Annotated in this window: 16 protein-coding genes; 4 read left to right on the top strand and 12 right to left on the bottom strand. The window is 68.3% G+C overall.

What is annotated here, in order from left to right; translation table 11 throughout:
• The 6 genes from ACREEF_RS03775 to ACREEF_RS03750 all read right to left on the bottom strand — a co-directional run.
• Positions 1-1,560 (bottom strand): DUF4118 domain-containing protein (locus ACREEF_RS03775; protein ID WP_431564274.1); only part of this gene is annotated, 1,560 nt, incomplete at its 3' end.
• A 77-nt stretch (positions 1,561-1,637) separates the two neighbouring features.
• Entirely contained in the window at positions 1,638-2,225 is a 588-nt protein-coding gene (gene kdpC / locus ACREEF_RS03770; protein ID WP_431564273.1) for a potassium-transporting ATPase subunit KdpC, read from the bottom strand.
• Positions 2,225-2,980 carry a TorF family putative porin gene (locus tag ACREEF_RS03765; RefSeq protein ID WP_431564272.1) on the bottom strand — a complete coding sequence of 252 codons (756 nt, stop codon included), beginning with the start codon at positions 2,978-2,980 and terminating at the stop codon, positions 2,225-2,227. The genes kdpC and ACREEF_RS03765 overlap by 1 nt, the downstream gene beginning before the upstream one ends.
• 30 nt (positions 2,981-3,010) lie before the next feature.
• On the bottom strand, positions 3,011-5,077 hold the full coding sequence (gene kdpB, locus ACREEF_RS03760; RefSeq protein ID WP_431564271.1) for a potassium-transporting ATPase subunit KdpB: 2,067 nt from the start codon (positions 5,075-5,077) through the stop codon (positions 3,011-3,013).
• A 12-nt stretch (positions 5,078-5,089) separates the two neighbouring features.
• Positions 5,090-6,802, bottom strand: coding sequence for a potassium-transporting ATPase subunit KdpA (gene kdpA / locus ACREEF_RS03755; RefSeq protein WP_431564270.1), 1,713 nt, complete (start codon positions 6,800-6,802; stop codon positions 5,090-5,092).
• A 16-nt stretch (positions 6,803-6,818) separates the two neighbouring features.
• Positions 6,819-6,905 (bottom strand): potassium-transporting ATPase subunit F, encoded by an 87-nt coding sequence (locus ACREEF_RS03750; RefSeq protein WP_327020087.1) that lies wholly within the window; start codon positions 6,903-6,905, stop codon positions 6,819-6,821.
• 245 nt (positions 6,906-7,150) lie between these two features.
• Here ACREEF_RS03750 and ACREEF_RS03745 point away from each other — a divergent pair, with 245 nt between their 5' ends.
• Both ACREEF_RS03745 and ACREEF_RS03740 read left to right on the top strand, forming a co-directional pair.
• Complete coding sequence (locus ACREEF_RS03745; RefSeq protein WP_431564269.1) at positions 7,151-9,226, top strand: prolyl oligopeptidase family serine peptidase; 2,076 nt, start codon at positions 7,151-7,153, stop codon at positions 9,224-9,226.
• A 105-nt stretch (positions 9,227-9,331) separates the two neighbouring features.
• Positions 9,332-12,157, top strand: coding sequence for a M14 family metallopeptidase (locus ACREEF_RS03740; protein ID WP_431564268.1), 2,826 nt, complete (start codon positions 9,332-9,334; stop codon positions 12,155-12,157).
• Between the two features lie 105 nt (positions 12,158-12,262).
• Here ACREEF_RS03740 and ACREEF_RS03735 read toward each other — a convergent pair whose 3' ends face one another.
• From ACREEF_RS03735 to ACREEF_RS03720, 4 genes are all read right to left on the bottom strand, one after another.
• Positions 12,263-13,522 (bottom strand): dicarboxylate/amino acid:cation symporter, encoded by a 1,260-nt coding sequence (locus ACREEF_RS03735; RefSeq protein ID WP_431564267.1) that lies wholly within the window; start codon positions 13,520-13,522, stop codon positions 12,263-12,265.
• A 162-nt stretch (positions 13,523-13,684) separates the two neighbouring features.
• Entirely contained in the window at positions 13,685-16,951 is a 3,267-nt protein-coding gene (locus tag ACREEF_RS03730; protein WP_431564266.1) for a TonB-dependent receptor, read from the bottom strand.
• A 148-nt stretch (positions 16,952-17,099) separates the two neighbouring features.
• Positions 17,100-18,056 carry a FecR family protein gene (locus ACREEF_RS03725; protein ID WP_431564265.1) on the bottom strand — a complete coding sequence of 319 codons (957 nt, stop codon included), beginning with the start codon at positions 18,054-18,056 and terminating at the stop codon, positions 17,100-17,102.
• A complete protein-coding gene (locus ACREEF_RS03720; RefSeq protein WP_431564264.1) occupies positions 18,028-18,624 on the bottom strand; it encodes an RNA polymerase sigma factor in 597 nt (198 codons plus the stop codon). Before ACREEF_RS03720 ends, ACREEF_RS03725 begins: the two co-directional genes overlap by 29 nt.
• Positions 18,625-18,808: 184 nt before the next feature.
• Between ACREEF_RS03720 and ACREEF_RS03715 the strand changes: the two genes are divergently transcribed.
• On the top strand, positions 18,809-19,507 hold the full coding sequence (locus ACREEF_RS03715) for a LamG-like jellyroll fold domain-containing protein (RefSeq protein WP_431564263.1): 699 nt from the start codon (positions 18,809-18,811) through the stop codon (positions 19,505-19,507).
• Positions 19,508-19,550: 43 nt separating this feature from the next.
• The gene (locus tag ACREEF_RS03710) at positions 19,551-21,104 is read left to right on the top strand and encodes a carboxylesterase/lipase family protein (RefSeq protein ID WP_431564262.1); all 1,554 of its coding nucleotides are present in this window, start codon (positions 19,551-19,553) and stop codon (positions 21,102-21,104) included.
• Here ACREEF_RS03710 and ACREEF_RS03705 read toward each other — a convergent pair.
• Both ACREEF_RS03705 and ACREEF_RS03700 read right to left on the bottom strand, forming a co-directional pair.
• A complete protein-coding gene (locus ACREEF_RS03705) occupies positions 21,101-22,087 on the bottom strand; it encodes an alpha/beta hydrolase (RefSeq protein ID WP_431564261.1) in 987 nt (328 codons plus the stop codon). The genes ACREEF_RS03710 and ACREEF_RS03705 overlap by 4 nt on opposite strands.
• A 73-nt stretch (positions 22,088-22,160) precedes the next feature.
• Positions 22,161-23,375, bottom strand: a complete 1,215-nt coding sequence (locus tag ACREEF_RS03700; protein WP_431564277.1) for an MFS transporter — start codon at positions 23,373-23,375, stop codon at positions 22,161-22,163.
• Positions 23,376-23,527 lie beyond the last annotated feature (152 nt).

Here is a 23,527-nt window from a genome sequence, read left to right as displayed (position 1 = left end):
GGGCAGAAGCACCACGGCCCCTGCCCCGGCGGCGGCGGCGGTCTGTTCCGCCAGGATTCGCGCGGCGGTCGCGCGGTCGCCCACGCCGGTCAGCCTCTGGCTGGCGGCCAGCAGGGCCGACACCGCCGAGGCGCGGCGCTGCGCCGCCCGCGCCTGCTCGCGCACTCGTCCCGCCAGGAAGCCCGTCGTCAACGCCACGGCCCAGAAGACGATCAGGGTCAGGACGTCGGTCGGCGAGCCGATGGCGAAGCTGTAGCGCGGCTGCAGGAACAGGAAGTTGTAGGTCAGGAAGGCGACCGTCGCCGCCGCCAACGCCGGCCGCAACCCATAAAGCACCCCCGCCGCCAGCACCGCCGACAGATAGATGACGCCCAGATCGACCCGCTCGAAGGTCCGGTCCAGCAGCAGGGCCAGGCCCGTGGCGGCGACCACGAAGGCGGCGCCGACGGCATAGCCGCGCCAGCCCCCGGTCAGCGTCACGCGTGGCTCGCGCAGCGTCTTGGCCTCCAGATCGGCGCCGTCGGTGATGACGTGGACAGCCACCCCGCGCGCCTGACGCAGCAGTTCCGCCGCCAGCGACCGGCCCAGCCATTCCGACAGGCGGCTGTCGCGGCCCTTGGCCAGGACGATCTGGGTGACGTTGTTCTGATGGGCGTGATCCATGACGGCGCGCACCACGTCGTCGCCGCTGAGGACCACCGTTCGGCCGCCCAACTGTTCCGCCAGTTTCAGCGCGTCCGACAGCTTGCCCGCCGAGCCGACGCCGTGCCGCGCCCCCGAGGGGCGGTCGACGTGGGCCACGGTCCAGGGCGCGTCCATCATCATGTCGGACAGCCGCCGCCCGGCGCGGACCAGGGGCCCCGCCAGGGCGTCGCCCGCGACCAGCACCAGGATCCGCTCGCCCGCCGCCCACGGCCCCTGCACGCCCCGCTCGCGCAAGGCGGCAAGCAGTTGGTCGTCCACCGTCTGGGCCGCGCGGCGCAGGGCCAGTTCGCGCAGAGCCGTCAGGTTCTCGATCTTGAAGAAGTTGTCCGAGGCCAGCCGCGCCGTCTCGGGCACATAGACCTTGCCCTCGGCCAGACGCTTGCGCAGCTCCTCGGGGGTGATGTCCACCACCTCGATGTCGTCGGCGCGCGACAGGGCGCTGTCGGGCACGCTCTCGCGCTGGCGCACCCCGGTGATGCGCAGCACCACGTCCGACAGACTCTCCAGATGCTGGACGTTCAGAGTGGTCCAGACGTCGATCCCGGCGGCCAGGATCTCCTCCACGTCCTGCCATCGCTTGGGATGGCGCGAGCCGGGGGCGTTGGAATGGGCGTATTCGTCGACCAGCAGCAGGCCAGGGCGGCGCGCCACGGCGCCGTCGAGGTCGAACTCCAGCAGGGTCCGGTCGCGATAGGCGATGGGGTTGCGGGCCATGACCTCCAGCCCGCGCAGCAGGCTCATGGTCTCCTTGCGGCCGTGGGTCTCGACCACGCCGACGACGACGTCATCACCCTCGGCCTTACGCCGACGGGCGGCGCGCAACATCTCGTAGGTCTTGCCGACCCCAGGCGACATGCCCACAAAAACCTTCAGCCGCCCACGCTTTCGCGGGGCGGCCGGGGTCTTGTCCGTTGGAAGGACAGGCGGCGCCATCAACCCTCCGCGGCGGGGCGCGCGAAGCGGGCGTCCAGCGCCATATTGGTCAGCAGCACATTGACGCGCGGCTGGCCCAGCACGCCGAACGTTCGGCCTTCGACGTGCTGTTCGATCACCTTGCTCACCTCTTCCACCGCCACGCCCCGCGCCTTGGCGATGCGGGCGGCCTGAAGCTTAGCGTAAGCCGGGGAGATATGCGGGTCGAGCCCCGAAGCCGAGGTCGTCACGGCGTCGGCGGGAACGGTCGTCGTGCCGGCCGCGGCCCGCAGCGCATCCGCGTCCGTCTTGACCCGGGCGATCAGGTCCGGGTTCAGCGGGCCGAGGTTCGACCCTGACGAAGCCGAAGCGTCATAGCCGTCGCCGGCCGCCGAGGGGCGCGGATGCAGATAGACCGGCTCGGCGAAGCCCTGGCCGACCAGGGCCGAGCCGACGACCTTGCCGGCCTTGTCCCGGACCAGGCTGCCGCCGGCCTGCTCCGGGAAGGCGACCTGAGCCGCGCCCGTCACCGCGAACGGATAGGCGACGCCCAGAACGCCGGTGAACAGGACGATCATCACGATCGCCGGACGGATGTGGTTCAGCATCAGAAGGTCGCCTTCAAGCTGGCCACGGCGCGGCTGTCATAGACGGCGCCGAAGTCATGTTCGTCGGTGTCGAAGTAGCGGACGTCCAGCGCCAGGTGGTCGGTCAGCTGATAGGCCGCGCCCAGGTTCCAGGTGGTGTAGTCGAAGTCGGACGACACCCACTGACGGCCCAGGGCGGCCGAGATCGTCCATTTGTCGGCCGGGCTGATCGCGCCGTTGATCTCGGCGTAGGTCGCCTCGTCCTCGGACGCGCCGAAGAAGTCGGGCGACCAGTAGACCGCCGCGCCCAGGGTCGCCGGGCCGACAGCGCGCGAGGTCGCGGCCTTCAGCTCGACATAGTCATAGTCGGCGCCGTCCGGCTGGCTGGTGTAGAAATAGCTGACCACGCCGAAGTCCCAGTTGAAGCCGCCGAACTCGGGCCGGACGCCGGCGTAGAGGTCGATCTCCGCGTCCGTGTCGCCGTCGCCGGCGAAGGCGACGTTTCCGGCCCAGGCCCCGGCGTAGAACAGGCCTTGCGTCACATCGACCCCGGCCGAGATGGCCGGATCGCTCTCGGTCTGGCTGACGCCGCGGAAGACATAGTCGGTGGCTACGGCGGCGTTGAAGGCGATGTCAGGGCCAGACTTTTCCTCCGCCGCGTCCTGGGCCTTGGCCGGAGTGCTGCACAGGCCGAGCGCGATGATGGCCGCCAGGCAGGCGCCGCCGAACAGGGCGTCGTTGGAACCCGAAGCTTTGGTGTTGTTACGTTTACGCATGAGAGTTTCCTTGGTCGCTCAGGGCGGGCTTCAGGCCAGGCCGAGGGCGGAGATGACGATGTCGATGAGTTTGATGCCGACGAAGGGGGCGATCAGGCCGCCCAGGCCGTAGATCAGCAGATTGCGGCCCAGCAGTTTTCCGGCCCCCACGGCGCGGTATTTCACCCCGCGCAGCGCCAGCGGAATCAGGGCGATGATGACCAGGGCGTTGAAGATGACCGCCGACAGGATGGCGCTCTCCGGGCTGGACAGCTTCATCACGTTCAGCGCCGCCAGCGACGGCAGGCCGACCACGAACATCGCCGGGATGATGGCGAAATACTTGGCCACGTCGTTGGCGATCGAGAAGGTGGTCAGGGCGCCGCGCGTGATCAGCAGTTGCTTGCCGACCTCGACGATCTCGATGACCTTGGTCGGGTCGCTGTCCAGATCGACCATGTTGCCGGCCTCGCGGGCGGCCTGGGCGCCGGTCTGCATGGCCACGCCGACGTCGGCTTGAGCCAGAGCCGGGGCGTCGTTGGCCCCGTCGCCGCACATGGCGACCAGACGGCCCTTGGCCTGTTCCGCCTTGATCAGGCGCATCTTGTCCTCGGGCGTGGCCTCGGCCAGGAAGTCGTCGACCCCGGCCTCAGAGGCGATGGCCGCCGCCGTCACCGGGTTGTCGCCGGTGATCATGACGGTGCGCAGGCCCATGCGGCGCAGGTCGGCGAAGCGCGCCTTGACGCCCGGCTTGACCACGTCCTTCAGGTGGATGACGCCGACCAGGACGTCGTTCTCGGTCACGGCCAGAGGCGTGCCGCCAGAGCGAGCGATCCGGTCCACGGCGGCGCGGAACTCGGCGGGCGCGGCGCTTTCAGCCATGCCCAGCGATCTCAGCACGGCGTCGACCGCGCCCTTGCGCCACGAATGGCCGTCCGCCTCCAGACCCGACTGGCGGGTCATGGCGCTGAACGGGATCGGCTTGGCGCCGGCAGGCATGTCGCCCGTCACCCCGGCATTGCGGCCCAGTTCGACGATGGACCGGCCTTCCGGCGTCTCGTCAGCCAGCGAGGCCATGACCGCCGCCCGCATCGCCACGTCATGACGGATGCCGGGGATGCGGATGACTTCGGTGGCCATGCGGTTGCCGAAGGTGATGGTGCCGGTCTTGTCGAGCAGCAGGGTGTCGACGTCGCCTGCCGCCTCCACTGCACGGCCCGAGGTGGCCAGGACGTTCACCTTCAGCAACCGGTCCATGCCGGCGATGCCGACGGCGGACAGTAGTCCCCCGATCGTGGTCGGGATCAGGGTGATGAACAGGGCGCCCAGGACGATGGGATCCAGCTTGATGCCCGAATAGGCGCCCAGGCCCAGCAGGCTGGCGACGGCGATCAGGAAGACCAGGGTCAGCCCGGCCAGCAGCACCGACAGGGCCAGTTCGTTCGGCGTCTTGCGACGGTCCGCGCCCTCGACCATGGCGATCATGCGGTCCAGGAAGGTCGCGCCGGGGGCCGAGGTGATGCGCACCTTGATCCAGTCCGACACCACCGTGGTGCCGCCGGTGACGGCCGAGCGGTCGCCGCCGCTCTCACGGATGACGGGCGCGCTTTCGCCGGTGATGGCGGCCTCGTTGACCGAGGCGACGCCTTCGATGATCTCGCCGTCCGACGGGATGACGTCGCCGGCCTCGACCAGGACGATGGAGCCGATCTCAAGCTCCCCCGCCGGGGTCGGCACCACCATGCCGGTCTTCGGATCGACGATCAGCTTGGCCTTGGTGGTGACGCGGGTGGCGCGCAAGGAGTCCGCCGCCGCCTTGCCGCGGCCTTCGGCGATGCTTTCGGCGACGTTGGCGAACAGGACCGTGGCCCACAGCCACAGCGCCAGCTGGATGGCGAAGCCCGCCGCCTGGCCGCTCGCCACCGCCACGACCGCCGAAGCGGTCGCCAGCAGGGCGACGATCCAGGTGGCGAAGATCACCGGGTTCTTGAGCAGTTTGGTCGGGTTCAGCTTGACGACAGCGTCGCCGAGCGCCCGGCCGAGCATGGCCCCGGACAGCCCGCCCGCGATGGACGGAGAAGGCCGGGAGCTCGATGAATCGAGCGTGACTTGAGTCATGAGATTATCCGATCAGAACCGGGCCACGACCTGGAGCATGTCGAAATGCTCCACGATCGGACCCAGCGAGAGGGCGGGGAAGAACTGCAGGCCGCCGAGGATCAGGATCACCCCGATCAGCAGGCCGATGAACAGCGGGCCATGGGTCGGCAGGGTCCCGGTCGAGGGCGCCAGCTTGGGCTTGACGACCAGGGCGCCGGCGACCGCCAGAACCGCGACGGCGGGAACGAACCGGCCCAGCAGCATGGCCAGACCCAGGGTCGTGTTCCACCAGGGGGCGTTGGCGGTCAGACCCGCGAAGGCCGAGCCGTTGTTCCCCGTCGCCGAGGTGTAGGCATAGAGGACCTCGGACAAGCCGTGCGGCCCCTTGTTCAGCAGTCCAGCGAGCGCCTCGGGCAGGACGGCGGCGACCGCCGAGAAGCCCAGCACCGACAGAGGCACCACTAGGACCGCCAGCATGGCGAACTGGATCTCGCGCGCCTCGATCTTCTTGCCCAGGTATTCGGGCGTGCGGCCGACCATCAGGCCCGCCACGAAGACCGCCAGCATGGCCATCAGCACCATGACGGCGATGCCCGAACCGATCCCGCCGGGCAGGATCTCGCCCAGCTGCATCAGGAACATCGTCACGGCCCCGCCCAGCGGCATGTAGCTGGCGTGCATGGAGTTGACCGAGCCGTTCGAGGCCCCGGTCGTCTGGGCCGCCCAGGCGACGGACGACGGCACGCCGAAGCGGACCTCCTTGCCCTCCATATTGCCGACCGAAGTGTCGACGCCGGCAGCGACGGCGGCCGGGGCCGGCTGCATTTCGATGGCGTAGAGGGCCGAACCCGCCGCGCCGAGCAGGATGACGGCGGCGATGGCCAGGGCGCGAACGTCCCGCTTGGCCAGTACGCTGCGGCCAAAGGCGAAGAAGGCCGCCCAGCCCAGGACGTTGATGCTGATCGCCGTGATCAGATTGGTCAGCGGCGTGGGGTTTTCCAGCGGGTGGGCCGAGTTGGCGTTGAACACGCCGCCGCCGTTGATGCCCAGCTGCTTGATGGCCAACTGGCTGGCGGTCGGGAACAGGCTGATCGTCTGCGATCCGCCTTCCAGCGTCGTCGCATCGGTCGAGGCCGCCAGCGACTGGGCCACGCCGAGCCCGGCCAGAACCACTGCGACGATGAAGGCGATGGGCAGCAGGACATAGAGGCTGGTGCGCGTCAGGTCGGCCCAGAAGTTGCCGAGGCCATCGCCGCGATTGGCGATGAAGGCGCGAGCCAGGGCGGCGGCGATGGTCGCGCCGGTGGCCGCCGAGACGAAGTTCTGCACCGTCAGGCCGACCATCTGGCTGAAGGTCGAGACGGTGGTCTCGCCGCCATAGCTCTGCCAGTTGGTGTTGGTGACGAAGCTGACGGCGGTGTTGAAGGCCAGATGCGGGCTGAGGCCGTCAAACCCCTGCGGGTTCATCGGCAGGACGCTCTGCAGACGCAGCATGGCGTACAACAGGATAAAGCCCGCCAGGTTGAAGGCCAGCAGGGCGCCGGCGTAGCCGAGCCAGCCCTGGCTGCGCGTCGGGTCCACCCCGGCGGCGCGATAGAAGAGGCCTTCGACCGGCTTCAGCACCGGGTCCAGCCAAGTCCGCTCGCCGTTCCAGACGCGCGACATATAGATACCGATCGGCCAGCCGAGCACGACGGCGAGGCCGATAGTCAGGGCGATTTCCGCCCAACCTTGAATGTTCATCTTGAGGCGGCTCCGCTCAGAACCGCTCGGGGCGCAGCAAGGCTGCGACCATGTAACCGGCGATGACGAGGGCCCCGGCGCCCCACAGGACGTTCAGCAACATCGTCACAACCTCTTCAACGCAGCAGCGAGGGCGGCGAAGGCCAGGAAGGCCCCGCCGCCGATCGCCAGAAAGATCACATCGGCCATGCCGAAGCCTCCAGCTCAGTTAGGGGCGGAAAAGACGCCTTCGGGGCGTAAGCAAGCCATGCGGAAAGCGGAGCCGCGCATAAGGCGCGCATAAGGAGACGCTTGCCGCCTCGCTTCGCCGACCTATGATCGACGCCAGTTCCGAGGGGGAAGCATCCGATGTCGAAGTCCGTCTGGGCCTGTTGCGCCCTGATCCTGATGGCCACGCCCGCGATGGCGCAGCCGGCGCCGCTGTCGTCCGAGGCCGCACGATTCCAGCCTCAGGACCTGTTCGGCCTCGAGGTCGCCTCGGATCCGCAGATCAGCCCGGACGGTTCGCGCATCGCCTATGTGCGCCAGACCGCCGACATCATGACCGACCGGATGCGGCCGACCATATGGCTGATCGACGTCCGCACAGGCCAGCAGACGCCGCTGGTCGCCGGCGCCGGATCACACAGCCAGCCGCGCTGGTCGCCGGACGGAACCCGCGTCGCCTATATCTCGACCGCCGAGGGCGGCGGCGCCCAGTTGTTCGTGCGCTGGATCGGCTCGGGCCAGTCGGTGCGCGTCACCAGTCTGCCGAACACGCCGACCGGGATCAGTTGGTCGCCGGACGGGACCAGGCTGGCCTATTCGGTTCTGGTCGCCGGCCAGGCGCCGACGCTCGGCGCCGCCCTCACCAAGCCGGAAGGCGCCCAGTGGGCCCCGCCGCTGGAAGTCATCGACACCGTCACCTATCGCGCCGACGGCCAGGGCTATCTGAAGCCCGGCTATCGCCAGGTCTTCGTCGCCCCCGCTGACGGCGGCGGCGCGCGCCAACTGACTCGGGGCGATTTCAACCACGGCGGCGACCTGTCCTGGTCGCCCGATTCCGCCACCCTCTATCTCAGCGCCAACCGGCGCGCCGACTGGCAGCGCGAGGCGGGCGACAGCGAGGTCTACGCCCTGGACGTCCGCTCGGGCGTCCTGACCGCCCTGACCGACCGCCGCGGACCGGATCAGTCGCCGGTCACCTCGCCCGACGGCCGCCGCGTCGCCTACGTCGGCTATGACGACCGGCGGATGGGCTATCACAACACCCGTCTCTATGTGATGGACCGCGACGGCTCCAACCAACGCGTCCTGACCGCCGGTCTGGACCGCTCGGTCCAGTCGCCGGTGTGGAGCCATGACGGGCGCTCCGTCCTGATCGCCTATGACGATCACGGCTCGACCACGGTTGCGCGCGTGTCGCTGGACGGCGCCGTCTCGACCGTGGTTCAGGGCCTCAGCGGCGATGACATCGGCCGCCCCTACACCGGCGGCGACTTCTCGGTGGCCGACGACGGCGCGGTCGCCTTCACGCGCGGCGACGCCTTGCGCCCCGCCGACATCCATGTGCTGCGTCAGGACCGCCAAACCCAGCTGACTCGCCTGAACGCCGACTATCTGGCCGGCAAGACCCTGGGCGCCGTCCAGCGGCTGGAGGTCGCTTCCTCGCATGACGGGCGGGCGGTGGAATCCTGGCTGACCCTGCCCGCCGGCTACGTCGAGGGTCGCAAGTATCCGCTGATCCTGGAAATCCACGGCGGCCCCTTCGCCGCCTACGGTCCGCACTTCGCCACCGACAACCAGCTGTTCGCCGCGGCGGGCTACGCCGTCCTGTCGGTCAATCCGCGCGGCTCGACCTCCTATGGCGAGGAGTTCGCCAACCTGATCCACCACGACTACCCCAGCCACGACTACGACGACCTGATCAGCAGCGTCGACGCCGTCATCGCCAGCGGCGTGGCCGATCCCGACCGCCTGTTCGTCACCGGCGGCTCGGGCGGGGGCGTGCTGACCGCCTGGATCGTCGGCAAGACCGACCGCTTCAAGGCCGCCGCCAGCCAGAAGCCGGTCATCGACTGGGCCAGCTTCGTCCTGACCGCCGACAACCCGGCCTTCTTCGCCCGCTACTGGTTCGGCGAATATCCGTGGGAAAACCCCGACGCCTACTGGCGCCGCTCGCCGCTGTCGCTGGTCGGCAATGTGAAGACGCCCACCCTGGTCGTTGTCGGCGACGAGGACTACCGCACCCCGGTCAGCGAGTCCGAGCAGTATTACAGCGCCCTGCAACTGCGCGGCGTCCCCACCGCCCTGGTCAAGATCCCCGGCGTCGGCCACAGCCTGGCCGTCCGCCCGTCCCAGAACGCCGCCCGGATCAGCGCCATCCTGACCTGGTTCGACCGCTACAAGAACGGCGCGCCGGCGCCAGCGACCGCGACGCGTTGACGCCGCACAAAATAGGACATCCGCAGATGGCGCGGCGTCGTGGAGGATTCAGCGCTGCCGCAGCGTCATGTATCGAGCGCCCAGTAAACCTGTAACAGGAACGCCATGATCAGACCGTCCCCCGCCGCCGTTCAGCGGACCCTGCACTCGCGTCGCCGGCCTCTTCGAGCCCTGGCCTTTACGGTCGGTTTCACGGCCCTGGCCCTGAACGGCGCCAGCGCCCTGGCCTATGAGGCCGTGCTGGCCGAGCAGCCGGTTGCGGTTTCGGCGCAGGCTTCGCGCATCACCTCGCCGAGCGAGGCGTTCGGTCATGAGGTCGGGGCCGACTATCACCTGGTCAACTACACCCAGTGGGAAGCCTATCTGAAGACCCTGGCCGGCCAGTCGGACCGGATGAAGCTGGTCGAGATCGGCCAGTCCTCCGAGGGCCGCACCCAATACATCGCCATCGTCTCGACGCCCGAGAACCTGGCCAACCTGGACCGCTATCAGGAGATCGCGCGTCGTCTGGCCAAGGCCGAGGGCGTCAGCGAAGAACAGGCCCGCGCCATGTCCGCCGAGGGCAAGGCCGTGGTCTGGATCGACGGCGGTCTGCACTCGACCGAGACCGTCCCGCCCCAGGCCCTGATCGCCGCCGTGCACGAATGGCTGACGGCCGAGGACCCCGAGGCCCTGCGCGTGCTGAACGACACCATCATCCTGTTCGCGCCGCTGAACCCGGACGGGATGGAGCTGGTCTCCAACTGGTACATGCGCAACGAGGACCCGCTGAAGCGCGAGTTCGCCTCGATCCCCGTGCTTTATCAAAAGTACGTCGGCCACGATAACAACCGCGACTACTACCTGTCGGCGATGGCCGAGACGACCAACGTCAACCGCCAGTTCTTCCGCGAGTGGTTCCCGCAGATCATCTACAACCACCACCAGACGGCGCCCGCAGGGACGGTGGTCTTCATGCCGCCCTTCCGCGATCCGTTTAACTACAACTACGACCCCCTGGTCATGGGGACGCTGTCGGAAGTCGGCGCGGCCATGCACAGCCGTCTGATCGAAGAGGGCAAGCCCGGCTCGACCATGCGCAGCGGCGCCAGCTACTCGACCTGGAACAACGGGATGGAACGCTCCATCACCTACTTCCACAATGCGGTCGGCCTGCTGACCGAGATCACCGGCCACCCCACGCCGAGCCAGATCAGCCTGATCCCGCAGAACCAGCTGGCCCGCAACGACCTGCCCATGCCGGTCGCGCCCCAGACCTGGCATTTTGCCCAGTCGATCGAGTACTCGCAGTCGATCAACCGCGCCGTGCTGAACTACGCCTCGCGCAACAAGGACCGGCTGCTGTTCAACATCTGGCGCATGGGCCAGAACGCCATCGACAAGGGCAACACCGACACCTGGCGCATAACACCGACCGGGGTCGAGGCCCTGGTCGAGGCGGCGGGCGAGAACGCCAACGGCCGTCGCGGCGTCGATCCGACCCTGTATGAAAAGGTGCTGCGCGATCCGGCCCGTCGCGATCCGCGCGGCTATGTCATCCCGGCGGATCAGGCCGACCTGCCCAACGCCGTCGCCTTCCTCAACAGCCTGATCAAGACCGGCGTCGACGTGGACCGCGCCACGCGCGCCTTCACCGTGGGGGGCAAGACCTATCCGGCCGGTTCCTATGTGGTGAAGACGGCCCAGGCCTATCGCCCGCACGTGCTGGACATGTTCGAGCCTCAGGACCACCCCCACGACCTGCAGTATCCGGGCGGCCCGCCCGCCCTGCCCTATGACGCCACCGGCTATACTCTGGCCCTCCAGATGGGGGTGAAGTTCGACCGCATCCTCGACGGCTTCGAAGCCCCGACCGAGCGCGTCGCCGACGTCATGGCCCCGCCGCCCGGCAAGATCGAGGGCACGGGCCGCGCCGGCTGGCTGATCGATCACGCCCCGGTCAACGGCTACATCCTGTCCAACCGTCTTCTGAAGGCGGGCGTGGCTGTCTATTGGCAGGAAGGCGAGACCCGCGCGGGTCGCGCCACCCTGGCCCCCGGCGCCCTGTGGATCCCGGCCAGCGATGCGGCGCGTCCCATCGTCGAGGCCGCCGTGCGCGACCTGGGCCTCAACGCCCATGCCGCCGCCCGCGCCCCCGGCGGCGACAGGATCGCGCTGAAGCCGGTGCGTGTCGGCCTGGTCGACCGCTACGGCGGCTCGATGGCCTCGGGCTGGACGCGCTGGATGCTGGAGCAGTTCGAGTATCCGTTCGAGGTGGTCTATCCGCAGCGTCTGGACGCGGGCGATCTGGCCAAGGACTTCGACGTCCTGGTCTTCGCCTCGGACATGATCCCGTCCGACCTGTCGGCCGCCGCCCAGGACGCCGACGACCGCCAGCCCGCCCCAGAGGCCATCCCCGCCGAGTATCGCGGCTGGCTGGGCAATATCACGGCCGAGAAGACCGTGCCGCAGATCGACGCCTTCGTGCGCGGCGGCGGCAGCGTCGTCACCATCGGCTCTTCGCACCGCCTGGCCACGGCCCTCGGCGCCCCGGTGCAGGACGTGCTGCGCGGCGCGGACGGCAAGGCCCCGGCCTCGACCGACTTCTTCATCCCCGGCGCCATCCTGCGCACCGAGGTGGACAACCGCCAGCCTCTGGCCTTCGGCGCCCCGGCGCAGATGGACGTCTTCTTCAACCGCAACACCGGCTTCCGCCGCGCGGGCGAGGCGGGCTCCATCGTCCGCTACCCCGAACAGGTCGCAGTCTCGAGCGGCTGGGCCATCGGCCCGCAGAAGCTGTCGGGTTCGGACGCGGTTCTGGACCTGCCGCACGGCGAGGGCCGGGTGATCGTGCTCGGCCCCGACGTGGTCAACCGCGCCCAGGCCCGCTCGTCGGTCCGCCTGCTGTTCAACGCCCTCTTCTACGGGCCGGCGGTCAGCGCCGAGGACTAGGACGCGGCGGCGGCCTTCGGGCTGCTGCCCTCTTCCCTTGTCACCGCGCAGCAAAAAGGCCGCCCCATCGCTGGGGCGGCCTTTTCATTAAGTGCGCCTGACGCCTCAGGCGGCGGCGGGCTTGGGCGCGTCCCCTTCGGGGATGTCGTCCAGTTCGCCTTCCCACTTGGCGACCACGGCGGCGGCGACGGAGTTGCCGACCACGTTGGTGGCCGAGCGGCCCATGTCGAGCAGGTGGTCGACGCCGAGCACGATGGCGATCCAGGCTTCCGGCAGACCGAAGTAGGTCAGGGTCGCCATGATGACCACCAGCGAGGCCCGCGGAATGCCCGCAATGCCCTTGGACGTCACCATCAGCAGCAGCAGCATGAAGACCTGCTGCGAGACGCTGAGGTGCACGCCGTGCGCCTGCATGATGAACATGGTGGCGAAGGTGCAGTAGAGCATCGAGCCGTCGAGGTTGAACGAATAGCCCAGCGGCAGGACGAAGCTGACAATGCGGCGACGCACGCCGACCGTCGGCAGGGCGTCCAGGATGCGCGGATAGGCGGCTTCCGAGCTGGCGGTCGAGAAGGCCAGCAGGGCCGGGGTCCGGATCACCTTGAACAGCGGCAGGACGCGACGGCCCAGCACCAGGGCGCCGGCCAGGAACAGCAGGCCCCACAGGATGCCCATCGAGCCGTAGAAGCCCAGCACGAACTTGGCGTAGACAACCAGCATCTCCAGACCTTGGGTGGCGATGGTCGAGGCCAGGGCGGCGAAGATGGCGAGCGGCGCCAGCTTCATCACGAACTCGGTCACCTTCAGCATGATCGAGGCGGCCTGTTCGACCAGGTTCAGCACCGCCGGCGCCTTGTCGTCCAGGGCGGCGACCGCCGTACCGACGAACAGCGAGAAGACCACGATCTGCAGGATCTCGTTCTTGGCCATGGCGTCGAAGATCGACGTCGGCACCAGGTGGGTGATGAAGCCGTGCAGCGAGAAGGCGTCGGTCGAGGCGGCCGGAGCCGTCGCCAGCGCCGCCTGCGGCAGGTGCATTCCCGCGCCCGGCTGCAGCAGTTGCACCATGACCAGGCCCAGCAGCAGCGACACCACCGAGGCGCCGATGAACCAGGTCATGGTCTTGACGCCGATGCGCCCGACCGAGGCCGCGTCTTCCATGTGGGCGATGCCCGCCACCAGGGTCGTGAAGACCAGCGGCGCAATGATCATCTTGATCAGGCGCAGGAAAACGTCGGTGATCAGGCTGAGATTCTCGGCCGCGGCCTTGGCCTGGTCGGCGTCGAGGTACTGGTTGACGCCCCAGCCGACCAGCACGCCCAGGATCATGGCGCCGATGATGAGAAAGGCGAATATTCGGTTCATATTCAATGTTCCAACTGCACTCGGCTCACCCCGTCGGAACACTTCCCCCCGACCGCACGAGCCCCATCCGTTTCATACAAAGCGGGGCAGCAGACGCTCGAAATGTCCACTGCCCCGTCTCGTTCATACCGTTGCTAAAGCCAATCGGCCCTCGCGCCTAGATCAGAATTCCTTTCGGACGGTCGCATACCACCAGCGACCACGGTTGGAGTGGACGGCGCCGTCGTAGCCAAAGCGGTCGTTGGCCAGCGGCGGCTCTTCATTGGTGAGGTTGCGCGCGCCGACGCGAAGGCGCGTGCCGGCCATCCGACCGTCCTCGAACTCGTACTGGACATACAGGTTGTGGGTCAGCCAATCCTCGACCACCCAGAAGTCGGTGGTCCCCGTGATCGTCGCCGAGGTGTCGTAATAGTCGCTGACGTAGCTGGTGTAGAGACCGGTGCTCCACGGGCCGTTGTCCCAGGTCAGGCTGGACGACGCCTTCCACTGGGGCCGGCCGTTGCGGCGAACCTGTTCCTCGACGCCCGACACGGTGACGCCCGAGATCACCCCGTCCTCGAGACCGTCCAGCAGCATCTGGTGGTCTTCATTGGCCTGCTGGAACAGCTTCAGCCACTGGCTGACGTTGATCGTCCAGGTGAAGGAGCCGGCCGGCGTGTCGCGCAGGCTGTAGTGCATCCGGTAGTCCACGCCTTCGGATTCGCGCGGCTGCAGGTTCAGATAGTCGTCCTTGATCGACAGGATGTCGCCGACCGGGGCCAGGCCGGCGGCCAGACCGTCGGCGATCTGCTGGGCGTCGGGCGCGGCGCGCACGACGTTTGCGTTGAAGCTGCCCTTCTGACGCAGGTAGTAGTCCATGATCAGCTGGTTCGTGCCGCCGAAGATGCCCACCAGGTCGGTCTGGTTGATCTTCCAATAGTCGACGGCGAAGGTCAGATCGCCGTATTCACGCGGCCACAGCCTGGGCTCGAACACGAGACCCGCGCTGAGGTTTTCCGAATGCTCGGGCTTCAGATCAGGGTTTCCGGCGCGGTTCTCGACCCGGGATTCCGAAGCGCAGTAGTCGTTGTTGGACGTCAGGGTCGGGATCGCGCCGATCTTCAGCTGAACCGCACAGGAGGCGAAGTCCCGGCGCGCGTTCGAACGCTGGAAGTCCGGCTGGTGCAACTGGGTCAGGTTGGGCGCGCGGAAGCCCTTGGACCAGGCCGTGCGGAACATCAGCCAGTCATTGGGACGATAGGCGACCGCCACCTTGGGCGCCCCCACCAGGCCGAACAGCGAATAGTCCTCGAGGCGGCCCGCCACCTGAACATCGACCGACTTGACGAAGGGGATGTTCATTTCCGGCGAAACGACCGGGATCGCCAGTTCGGCGAAGGCCGAATAGACGTTGCGCGCGCCCGAGCTGTCCGGCGTGTAGGTGACGCCCATCACATCGGTCTGCGTCGTCGCGCCGGCCAGGTCGGTGAAGGTGATGGTCCCGTCCAGGCGATCGTCGCGATCCTCGGCGAAGGTTTCGCGACGCGCCTCGACGCCCGCCGCCAGGCCGACATCGCCGGCCGGAAGCGTAAACAGATCGGGGCGCGAGACGTGGAGGTCCCACTGCATCAGTTCGGTTTCCGCCGTGCGGCCGACCCGAACCATGAAGCTGTCGATGGTGGTCTGATTGTTCACGCCGAACGCAGCGTTGCGCGGATCGCTCAGACTGCCCCCCGCGAACGGGTTGTAGGCGTCGCGGGTGGTCATGTTCAGCGCGGCCTGCAGGCCGGTCATGCTGACGCCGTCCATCTCGTCTTCAGTGCGCGCCTTGGAATAGAGCAGCGCCGTTTCCCAATCGAAACCCCGGAACTGACCACGCAGGCCGCCGACGAAACGGGTGGTGACGTTATCGACGTCGATGCTGCGGTAGCCCAGGTCGGCGAAGCGGAAGTCGCGGATCTCGACCGGCGCACCCGACAGAGGCACGGCCCCCGCGCCCGAGGTCGCCAGGCCCGGCAAACGGGCCGTGACGCCCACGGCGCCCAGCGGGTTCCAATAGGCCGTCGGCGACATCAGCACGCGTTGATAGTCCAGCGGCGTGTCCTGCTGACGCTGCGACCAGGTCGAGGCCCAGTAGTAGCCGACCTCGCCGAACGCCTCGACGCCGTTCTCGAACTCGTGGTTGATGAAGGTGAACAGGTTGGCGCGGTCGACGGCGGAACTGATCGTCCGCATCGTGTCCAGATCATAGCGCAGGTTGTCGTCTTCGCTGGTCGCCGACGTCAGCGTCAGGGTCGAGTTGTCGAAACAGGTGCCGGCCACGAAGCCTGCCGCCAGACAGCCCGGATTCGTGCCCGGCTGGATATGGAAGGAGCCGGCGGTGCTGGTCAGGCTCTGGCCGTTGACCGTGGTGGCCGCCCTGCCCGGCGCATAGGTGCCGGGTTGCAGACGATAGCCCTCGGCCCAGGCGGTGATGGAGCTGTAGGAGACGTAATCCAGGCCCGTGGCCTTGTCGCCGAAGCGCTTGATCCGGCCGGCGACCGTCGCATAGTTCCGCTCCCAGATGAAAAGCGGATCGCGGGTCAGATAGTCGCCCATCAGCGAGATGTTGGTGCGGCCGTCGTTGAAGTCCTTGCCCGCCTGGAAGTTGAAGGAATACTCCTCCATCCCACCGTCGTCGCGGCCCATGCCCGACTGAACGGTCAGGCCTTCGAAATTGCCGCGCAGGACGGTGTTGACCACGCCGGCGACGGCGTCGGTGCCGAACAGGGCCGCCGCGCCGTCCGCCAGAACCTCGACGCGCTGCACGCCCATGACCGGGATCGAGTTGGTGTTGACGGTCGTGACCGGCACGAAATTCTCGACCTGGGTGCCGGGGTGGGCCACCAGACGGCGGCCGTTCAGCAGCGCCAGGGTGTTTCCGGTGCCCAGCGCGCGCAGGTCGATCGATGCGACGTCGCCGCGCGCATTGTTGATGCCGCCGTTGTCGGTGTCGGCGTCGTTGAAATTCACGTCGCCGGCCTGCGAGATGGCGCGATACAGGTCGTCGCCGTCGACGGCGCCGATGGCGTCGATGTCCTGAGCCCCCAGCACCGTAACCGGCAGGGCTTCATTGATCCGGGTGCCCTTGATGCGGCTGCCGACCACCACGACCTCGTCGACCTGGGTGGCGTCCGCCGCCTTTGGGCGCTGGCGCAGGACAAAGGTCGTCCCCTCGTGGCTGACGATCTCCAGGTCGGTGCCTTCGATCAGCAGGTTCACCGCCGCCTCGACATCCATCACGCCGCTGATAGCCCGGGTGCGGACGCCGGCCAGATGCGCCGTCGGGGCCGAAATCTGCACGCCGGCCTGACGCGCCAGCTCCGTGATGGCCTGGCTGATCGGCTGGGCCGGAACGTTGAACGTCCGATCCTGGGCCTGACCGCCGTTTGCCGCAAACAGCAGCGCCAATCCCGCGGCGCTTCCCGCCAGGCACTGTTTCCAAGACGCTTTCATACCCCGACCCTTGTTCTCTTTGGACGCCCGCCTTTGCGACGGATCTCCTCCAAGACGCGGGGCGCGCCCGAATCCTCCAAAAAAAGCAATTCGTGGTCGGAATTCAGGCCAGACGGCGGCTCAGGCGGATCTCTTCGGCGTTCACGGCCACGTCCAGATTCAGACTGCCGGCAGCCGCACGGGCGAAGGAGACCGGGTCGTTGGCCACGAACAGGCCGGTGATCCTGAGGTTCGCGACCGCCGGATCGGCCGGCACGATCCGCGTGGCGTTATAGCGGGCGAACTCCCGAACCGCGCGGGACAGGGTCTCGTCTTCCAGCTGAATCCGGCCGTGCCGCCAGGCCAGTTCGCGATCAGCGTCGACCTCGCCGGTACGGACCGGTTGGGCGCCGTCGGCCAGGAGGGCGCGGGTGTTGGCCGCCAGCTTCAGGCCCTCGCCGCTCGCGCCGTTCAGTTCGACCAGCCCCCCGAACGAGACGACCTGCAACGGAGCCTCGCCCAGTTTTCGCACCAGGAAACTGGCGCCGTTGGCGATCACGGCCGCCTCGCCCGAGCGAACGACGAAGGGGCGGCCGACGTCGGCGACCACGTTGAACAGGGCCTCGCCCGTGTTCAGCACGATCTCGCGGGCCTTGCGATTGTAGCGGACGTCGCCTTCCGACAGGGTGTTCAGCGTCATCACTGACCCGTCGTCCAGTGGCACGACACGGGTCTCGCCCATCCGCGTCTCGAACGGCTGCGCGCGTTTCCAGAAAGCGCCCAGCGCCCCTGCCCCGCCGACCGCGAGCAGGGAAACCGAGGCCGCGATCAGACCGCGCCGGCTCAGAACAGGTTTGGGCGCCGCGCGCGTGAACGGGATGGCCCCGCCCGCCAGGGCCGCCGCCCGGCGACTGTGAACCGCAACGGCCCGCGCCCGGGCAAAGGCGCCCAGACGGCGCACGTCGCCTTCCAGCCAGGCGTCCAGTTCCGCCTGATCCGCCGGTGACAGCGGTCCGTCGTCAAGCCTGGCCGCCCAGAGGCAAGCGGCCCGCTCAACCTCCTGGCTTGACTGCCTGACCATGAACTCGTCCGCGTTGTTGCTTGTCAGTCCTAGACGCGACCACCGCGCCGAATCCGCCATCGGCATAGGCCGCCATCAGCAGACCCAGCCCCTTGGCTATGTGTTTTTCGACCGTGCTTTCCGCAATCCCGGTCCGTCGCGAAACTTCCTTCTGCGAAAGCCCCGAGACCCGGCTCAAAAGGAATATCTTTCGCGTTTTTTCCGGCAGGCGAGAAATCATCTCGGCCAGCACCTGAAGCTCGTTCCGGGCCATGGCCGTGTCCTCCGGCGTCAGCTCGTCCACCGCCAGCTGCAGGCTCTCGACCTCGGCCAGGGAACGGATCGACACCACGCTCTTGCGCCTGACCCGGCTGACCACCACCGAATAGGCGGTGCGGAAGAAATAGGCCCGGACGTTGCGGATCTCCGACACGTCGGCGACCGTCACCAGCTTGGCGTAGGCTTCCTGAATGATGTCGTCGACGTCGAAATCAGGCTGACGACTCCGGCGCAGCCAGCCGCGCACGGCCGGCTCGTGCGGCATGACATATGTGGCAAGCCACAGCGCCCGTTCGTCAGAAACCCCCATGCGCGACTACTGCATGACGGCGGCGGGGGTGTTCAACCGCTATTTTCACGAAGCACCCAAACACGGCCGTCCGAGGAGCTGGAATGGCCTAACATTCGTTGAGGATGCAGAATCAGCGGCAACTATTCTCTCCGCCTGTGTCCATGGAGTTGGAACCTTGCCCGTCGCCTTCAGCGAAAAAACCATGGCGCGTCGTTCCGTCCTCGTCGGCGGCTTGGCGCTGGCGACCAGCGGCAGCGCCTCTCGGTCTCTTGCAAGGGCAGGCTCGGCACAGCCGGAGGTCTGGACCTTCGACCGCCTGGCGGCCATCGGCGGCCATGCCGTGACGGTGGAAGGCCAACCCCAGCTGACGGACTCGCCGTTCGGCCGCGCCGTCCGGTTCGATGGGGTCGACGACGCCCTGTTCATCGACAATCACCCCCTGGCCGGGGCCGAGCACTTCACCTTCGAGGCCCTGTTCCGTCCCGATGGCGGGGCGCACGAGCAGCGCTGGTTCCACCTGCAGGAAACGCCTCCGGCGACGGGCGCCGAGCAATGGCCAGGCACGCGCTTCCTGTTCGAGATCCGGGTCTATGATCGCCAGTGGTGCCTGGACGCCTTCACCAAGGGTCCCGGCTATAATCAGGTGCTGATCTTCCCGGACAAGCTGCACCCCGTCGGCGAATGGGCCCATGTCGCCCAGACCTACGACGGCGCGACCTATCGCAGCTTCGTCAACGGAGTGCTGCAGGGCGAGGCGCCCCTGGCCTTCCGCCCGCAGGGCGCGGGCGCGACCTCGGTGGGATGCCGCTTCAACCGCGTCAACCATTTCAACGGCGCCGTGCGGGCCGCCGCCTTTTCGCGCCGGGCTCTGGCGCCCTCGGCCTTTTCGCTGCTGAAGTAGTGACACCGGTTTCTTCACATTCCGCATCGCCAAGGAAGCCCTGATGCTGACCCGCCGATCCGCCGTCTTCGCCGGTCTGACCGCCGCCGCCGCTCCATCGGTCGCATGGGCCGACAGGGGCGCGCCCCGCGCAGCCACGCGCCATGGGCCGGTGATCGGCCGACGACAGGACGGACTCGCTGTCTTCAAGGGCCTGCGCTACGGCGCGCCGACGCGTCGGTTCCAGCCGCCGGAACCGCCGGCGCCGTGGCGCGATCCGGCGCCCGCCTTCGCCTACGGCGCCGCCAGCCCGCAGCGGGGCGATGAACCGAACCAGAGCGAGGACTGCCTGTTCCTCAACGTCTGGACGCCCGGGACCGACGCGGGCCGCCGACCGGTCATGGTCTATATCCACGGCGGCGCCTATTCGAGCGGCTCGGGGTCGGACCCGCTCTATGACGGGACGCGGCTGGCGGCGCGCGGCGACGTGGTGGTGGTGACGCTGAACCACCGGCTGAACGCTCTGGGCTACGCCTATCTGGCGCGGCTGACACCAGGGTTCGAGGACTCGGGCAATGTCGGCCAGATGGACCTGATCCTGGCCCTGCGCTGGGTGCGCGACAACATCGCGGCCTTCGGCGGCGATCCCGAGCGCGTCATGGTCTTCGGCCAGTCGGGCGGCGGGGCCAAGATCGCGACCCTGATGGCCACGCCCGCCGCCAAGGGCCTGTTCCATCGCGCCGCGACCATGAGCGGCCAGCAGGTCACGGCGTCGGGCCCCCTCAACGCCACGACCCGAGCGACCGCCTGGCTCAAGGCCCTGGGCCTGACGCCCGACCGCGCCCATGAGGCTGCGACCATGTCGCTCGAACGGCTGCTGGAGGCCCAAAGCGTCGAGGACCCTATCCTCGGCTACGGCGGGCTCTACTTCGGGCCGGTGCTGGATTTCCGCAACCTGCCGCGCCACCCCTTCTATCCCGACGCCGCGCCGCAGGGCCTCGGCATCCCCATGATCATCGGCAATACGCGCGAGGAGACCCTCGGCTTCATGGGCAATGATCCGAAGAACCTCGGCCTGACCTGGGAGACGCTGGCCGCGCGGATGTCGCCCGGCGTCATGCGCATCGACATCACGCCCGAGGCCGTGATCGAGGGCTATCGCCGGATGCATCCCGACTGGTCGCCGGATCAGGTGCTGATCGCCGCCACCACCGCCGGACGGTCATGGCGCGGCGCGGTGATCGAGGCCGAGGAACGCGCCAGGGCGGGCGCGCCCGCCTGGGTCTATCAACTGGATTTCCCGGGCGAGACGGCGTCGGGCCGCAAGGGCGCCTTTCACACCGCCGACATCCCTCTGGCGTTCGACAACGTGGACGCGCCGGGATCGCGCACGAACGGACCGGGTTCGCAAGCCGTGGCCGACCGGATGAGCGACGCCTTCATCGCCCTGGCGCGCGCCGGTGATCCCAACCACGCGGGCCTGCCGCGTTGGGACCGCTATGAGCTGCCGACGCGCCAGACCCTGCTGTTCGACGTGGAGACCCGGATGGCGAACGACCCGCGCGGCGACGAGCGCGCCTTCTTCTCGACCATTCCCTACGTCCAGCCCGGGACCTAGAGAGAAAAGTCCAGCCGCGCAGCCCAGGCGCGCGCCAGTTCGGGCCAGACCTGAGCCGGCCGCCCCTGGATCAGGCGCACGCCGAAGCCGTGGCCGCCCTCCTGGAACAGGTGGGCCTCGGCCTGCACGGAAGCCGCCTTCAGCGTGGCCAGCAGCATCAGGCTGTTCTCGACCGCCACCGAGGCGTCGTCCATCGCGTGCAGCAGGAAGACCGGCGCCGCGCCCGCCCAGTTCATCCGCTCCAGCGAATAGGCGGCGATCCGCGCCTCGCTCGGCGCCTCGCCCAGCAGGTGCGTCCGCGATCCCGCATGAACATGGGGGTCCGCCATGGTCGCGACCGGATACATCAGCACCGTCAGGTCGGGCCGCAGGGACGCCTCGTCCGCCGCATCGACCGGCGCATAGGCGGCGTCTGTCCGCGCGCTGGCCAGCCCGGCCAGATGCCCGCCCGCCGAGGCGCCCAGCACTGCGATCCGGTCGGGGCGAACGCCGAACTCGGCGGCCCGGCTGCGGATCAGGCGGATGGCCCGCTGCGCGTCCTGCAGCGGCGCATCCGCTCCCGCCGCCCAGCCGTCGGCCGGCAGGCGATAGCGCAGGACGAAGCAGGTCGTGCCGCTGGCGGCGAAGACGCGGGCGACGTCGAACCCTTCCTTGTCCAGCACCGACCAGCGATAGCCGCCGCCGGGGATCAGCAGCAGGGCCGAGCCGTTGGGCTTCTCGGGCCGCATCACCGTCATGATCGGGTCGGTGGTGTATTGGGCGTAACGGTCGCGATAGGCCGGATCGGTCGAGCGCTCGGGGACGACGGGGACCACCGTCACCCCCTCCCCGCCCGGCGCGCCCTGGGGCCAGAGGCGGATCACCTCGGTCGGGTCGGCGGGTGCCAGCGCCGAGGTCTGCGCCGTCGCCGTGGTCGGCCCGGCCGGCATCAAGGCCGGGGCCGCCGCCCCCATGATCAGCAGACTGCGTCTATGCAGATCCATGCCCGCCTCCTGTCCCGAATTGAAAAGGGGCGCTCGCCCCCTCAGACGAGCGCCCCCTGTCGGCGTCAGGTCATCAGACCTTGGCCGGTTCGTATCGCGGCGAGATCAGGTGGACCACCAGCAGGGCCACCAGATAGGCCGAGCCCGCCACCACGAAGATCGGGGTGTAGGTGCCGATCTTGTCCAGAACGAAGCCGGCGTACTTGGCCATGATCATGCCGCCGATGCCGCCCAACATCCCCCCGATGCCGACGACCGAGCCCACGGCGCCGCGCGGGAAGACGTCGCCAGGGAAGGCGTAGAGGTTGGCCGAGAAACCCTGGTGGGCCGCCGTGGCCAGACCGATGATCAGCACCGCCACCCACAGGTTCGAGGCGAAGGCGGCGAAGGCGACCGGCACGGCGCACAGGGCGCAGAGCAACATGGTCAGCTTGCGCGCCTTGTTCAGGCTCATGCCCTTGTGAAGGAACTTCGACGACAGCCAGCCGCCGCCGACCGAACCGACGTCGGACAGCAGATAGATGGCCACGATCGGCGGGCCGAAGGTCTTCAGGTCCAGGCCGTAGCTCTTGCCCAGGAAGTCGGGCAGCCAGAACAGGAACATCCACCAGATCGGGTCGATCAGGAACTTGCCCGCGGCATAGGCCCAGGTCTCCTTGACCGTCAGCAGCTTCTTCCAGCCGATCTTCTCGACGGCGTCGGCCGGGTCCTGCTCGATCCATTCCAGCTCGGCCGTGGACAGCTTCTTCACTTCACGCGGACGGCGATAGACCAGCAGCCAGATCGGCAGCCAGATCAGGCCCAGCAGGCCGGTGACGACAAAGGCCATCTGCCAGCCGAAGCTGAGCACCAGGACCGGCACGACCAGAGGCGTGACGATGGCGCCGATGTTGGTGCCGGCGTTGAACAGGCCGGTGGCGAAGGCGCGTTCCTTCTTGGGGAACCACTCGGCCACGGCCTTGATCCCGCCAGGGAAGCCGCCGGCCTCGCCGACGCCCAGCAGCATCCGGGCCATGATGAAGTGCGACAGGTCGCGCGCGGCGCCGTGCATCATGTGGCCGATCTGCCAGATCAGGAAGGCGACCCCCAGGCCCCAGCGCGCGCCGATCTTGTCCATCACCCGCCCGAAGATCAGGTAGAAGACGGCGTAGGAGGCCTGGAACCAGAAGACGATGTCCGCATAGTCCGTCTCGGACCAACCGAACTCGGCCGACAGCGTCGGCTTGAGGAAGCCGATCATCTGACGATCGACGTAGTTGATGACCATGGCCGCGAACAGCAGCCACATCACGATCCAGCGGTACTTGCCCGCCGGCGGCGCCGTCACGCGGATCGGCCCCTCCCCGGCGGGTGCGGCTTTCGAAGCGTCACTCATGGTACGAGACCCATTCCCTTGGTTTCCTCGGCGCGTCCCGTCTTCTTGACCGCCCTGAACGGCGG

Source organism: Brevundimonas sp., assembly GCF_050729455.1.
Classification (GTDB): domain Bacteria; phylum Pseudomonadota; class Alphaproteobacteria; order Caulobacterales; family Caulobacteraceae; genus Brevundimonas.
Note: the sequence above shows the minus strand (reverse complement) of the source record. Positions and strands in the feature narration are given on the sequence as shown.

What these genes read in the sequence shown, in the direction of transcription:
- kdpC (WP_431564273.1), bottom strand. Translation starts at nt 2,225, where the DNA reads ATGCTGAACCACATCCGTCCGGCGATCGTGATGATCGTCCTGTTCACC.
- ACREEF_RS03765 (WP_431564272.1), bottom strand. Translation starts at nt 2,980, where the DNA reads ATGCGTAAACGTAACAACACCAAAGCTTCGGGTTCCAACGACGCCCTG.
- kdpB (WP_431564271.1), bottom strand. Translation starts at nt 5,077, where the DNA reads ATGACTCAAGTCACGCTCGATTCATCGAGCTCCCGGCCTTCTCCGTCC.
- kdpA (WP_431564270.1), bottom strand. Translation starts at nt 6,802, where the DNA reads ATGAACATTCAAGGTTGGGCGGAAATCGCCCTGACTATCGGCCTCGCC.
- ACREEF_RS03750 (WP_327020087.1), bottom strand. Translation starts at nt 6,905, where the DNA reads ATGTTGCTGAACGTCCTGTGGGGCGCCGGGGCCCTCGTCATCGCCGGT.
- ACREEF_RS03745 (WP_431564269.1), top strand. Translation starts at nt 7,151, where the DNA reads ATGTCGAAGTCCGTCTGGGCCTGTTGCGCCCTGATCCTGATGGCCACG.
- ACREEF_RS03740 (WP_431564268.1), top strand. Translation starts at nt 9,332, where the DNA reads ATGATCAGACCGTCCCCCGCCGCCGTTCAGCGGACCCTGCACTCGCGT.
- ACREEF_RS03735 (WP_431564267.1), bottom strand. Translation starts at nt 13,522, where the DNA reads ATGAACCGAATATTCGCCTTTCTCATCATCGGCGCCATGATCCTGGGC.
- ACREEF_RS03725 (WP_431564265.1), bottom strand. Translation starts at nt 18,056, where the DNA reads ATGGTCAGGCAGTCAAGCCAGGAGGTTGAGCGGGCCGCTTGCCTCTGG.
- ACREEF_RS03720 (WP_431564264.1), bottom strand. Translation starts at nt 18,624, where the DNA reads ATGGGGGTTTCTGACGAACGGGCGCTGTGGCTTGCCACATATGTCATG.
- ACREEF_RS03715 (WP_431564263.1), top strand. Translation starts at nt 18,809, where the DNA reads ATGGCGCGTCGTTCCGTCCTCGTCGGCGGCTTGGCGCTGGCGACCAGC.
- ACREEF_RS03710 (WP_431564262.1), top strand. Translation starts at nt 19,551, where the DNA reads ATGCTGACCCGCCGATCCGCCGTCTTCGCCGGTCTGACCGCCGCCGCC.
- ACREEF_RS03705 (WP_431564261.1), bottom strand. Translation starts at nt 22,087, where the DNA reads ATGGATCTGCATAGACGCAGTCTGCTGATCATGGGGGCGGCGGCCCCG.
- ACREEF_RS03700 (WP_431564277.1), bottom strand. Translation starts at nt 23,375, where the DNA reads ATGTGGCTGCTGTTCGCGGCCATGGTCATCAACTACGTCGATCGTCAG.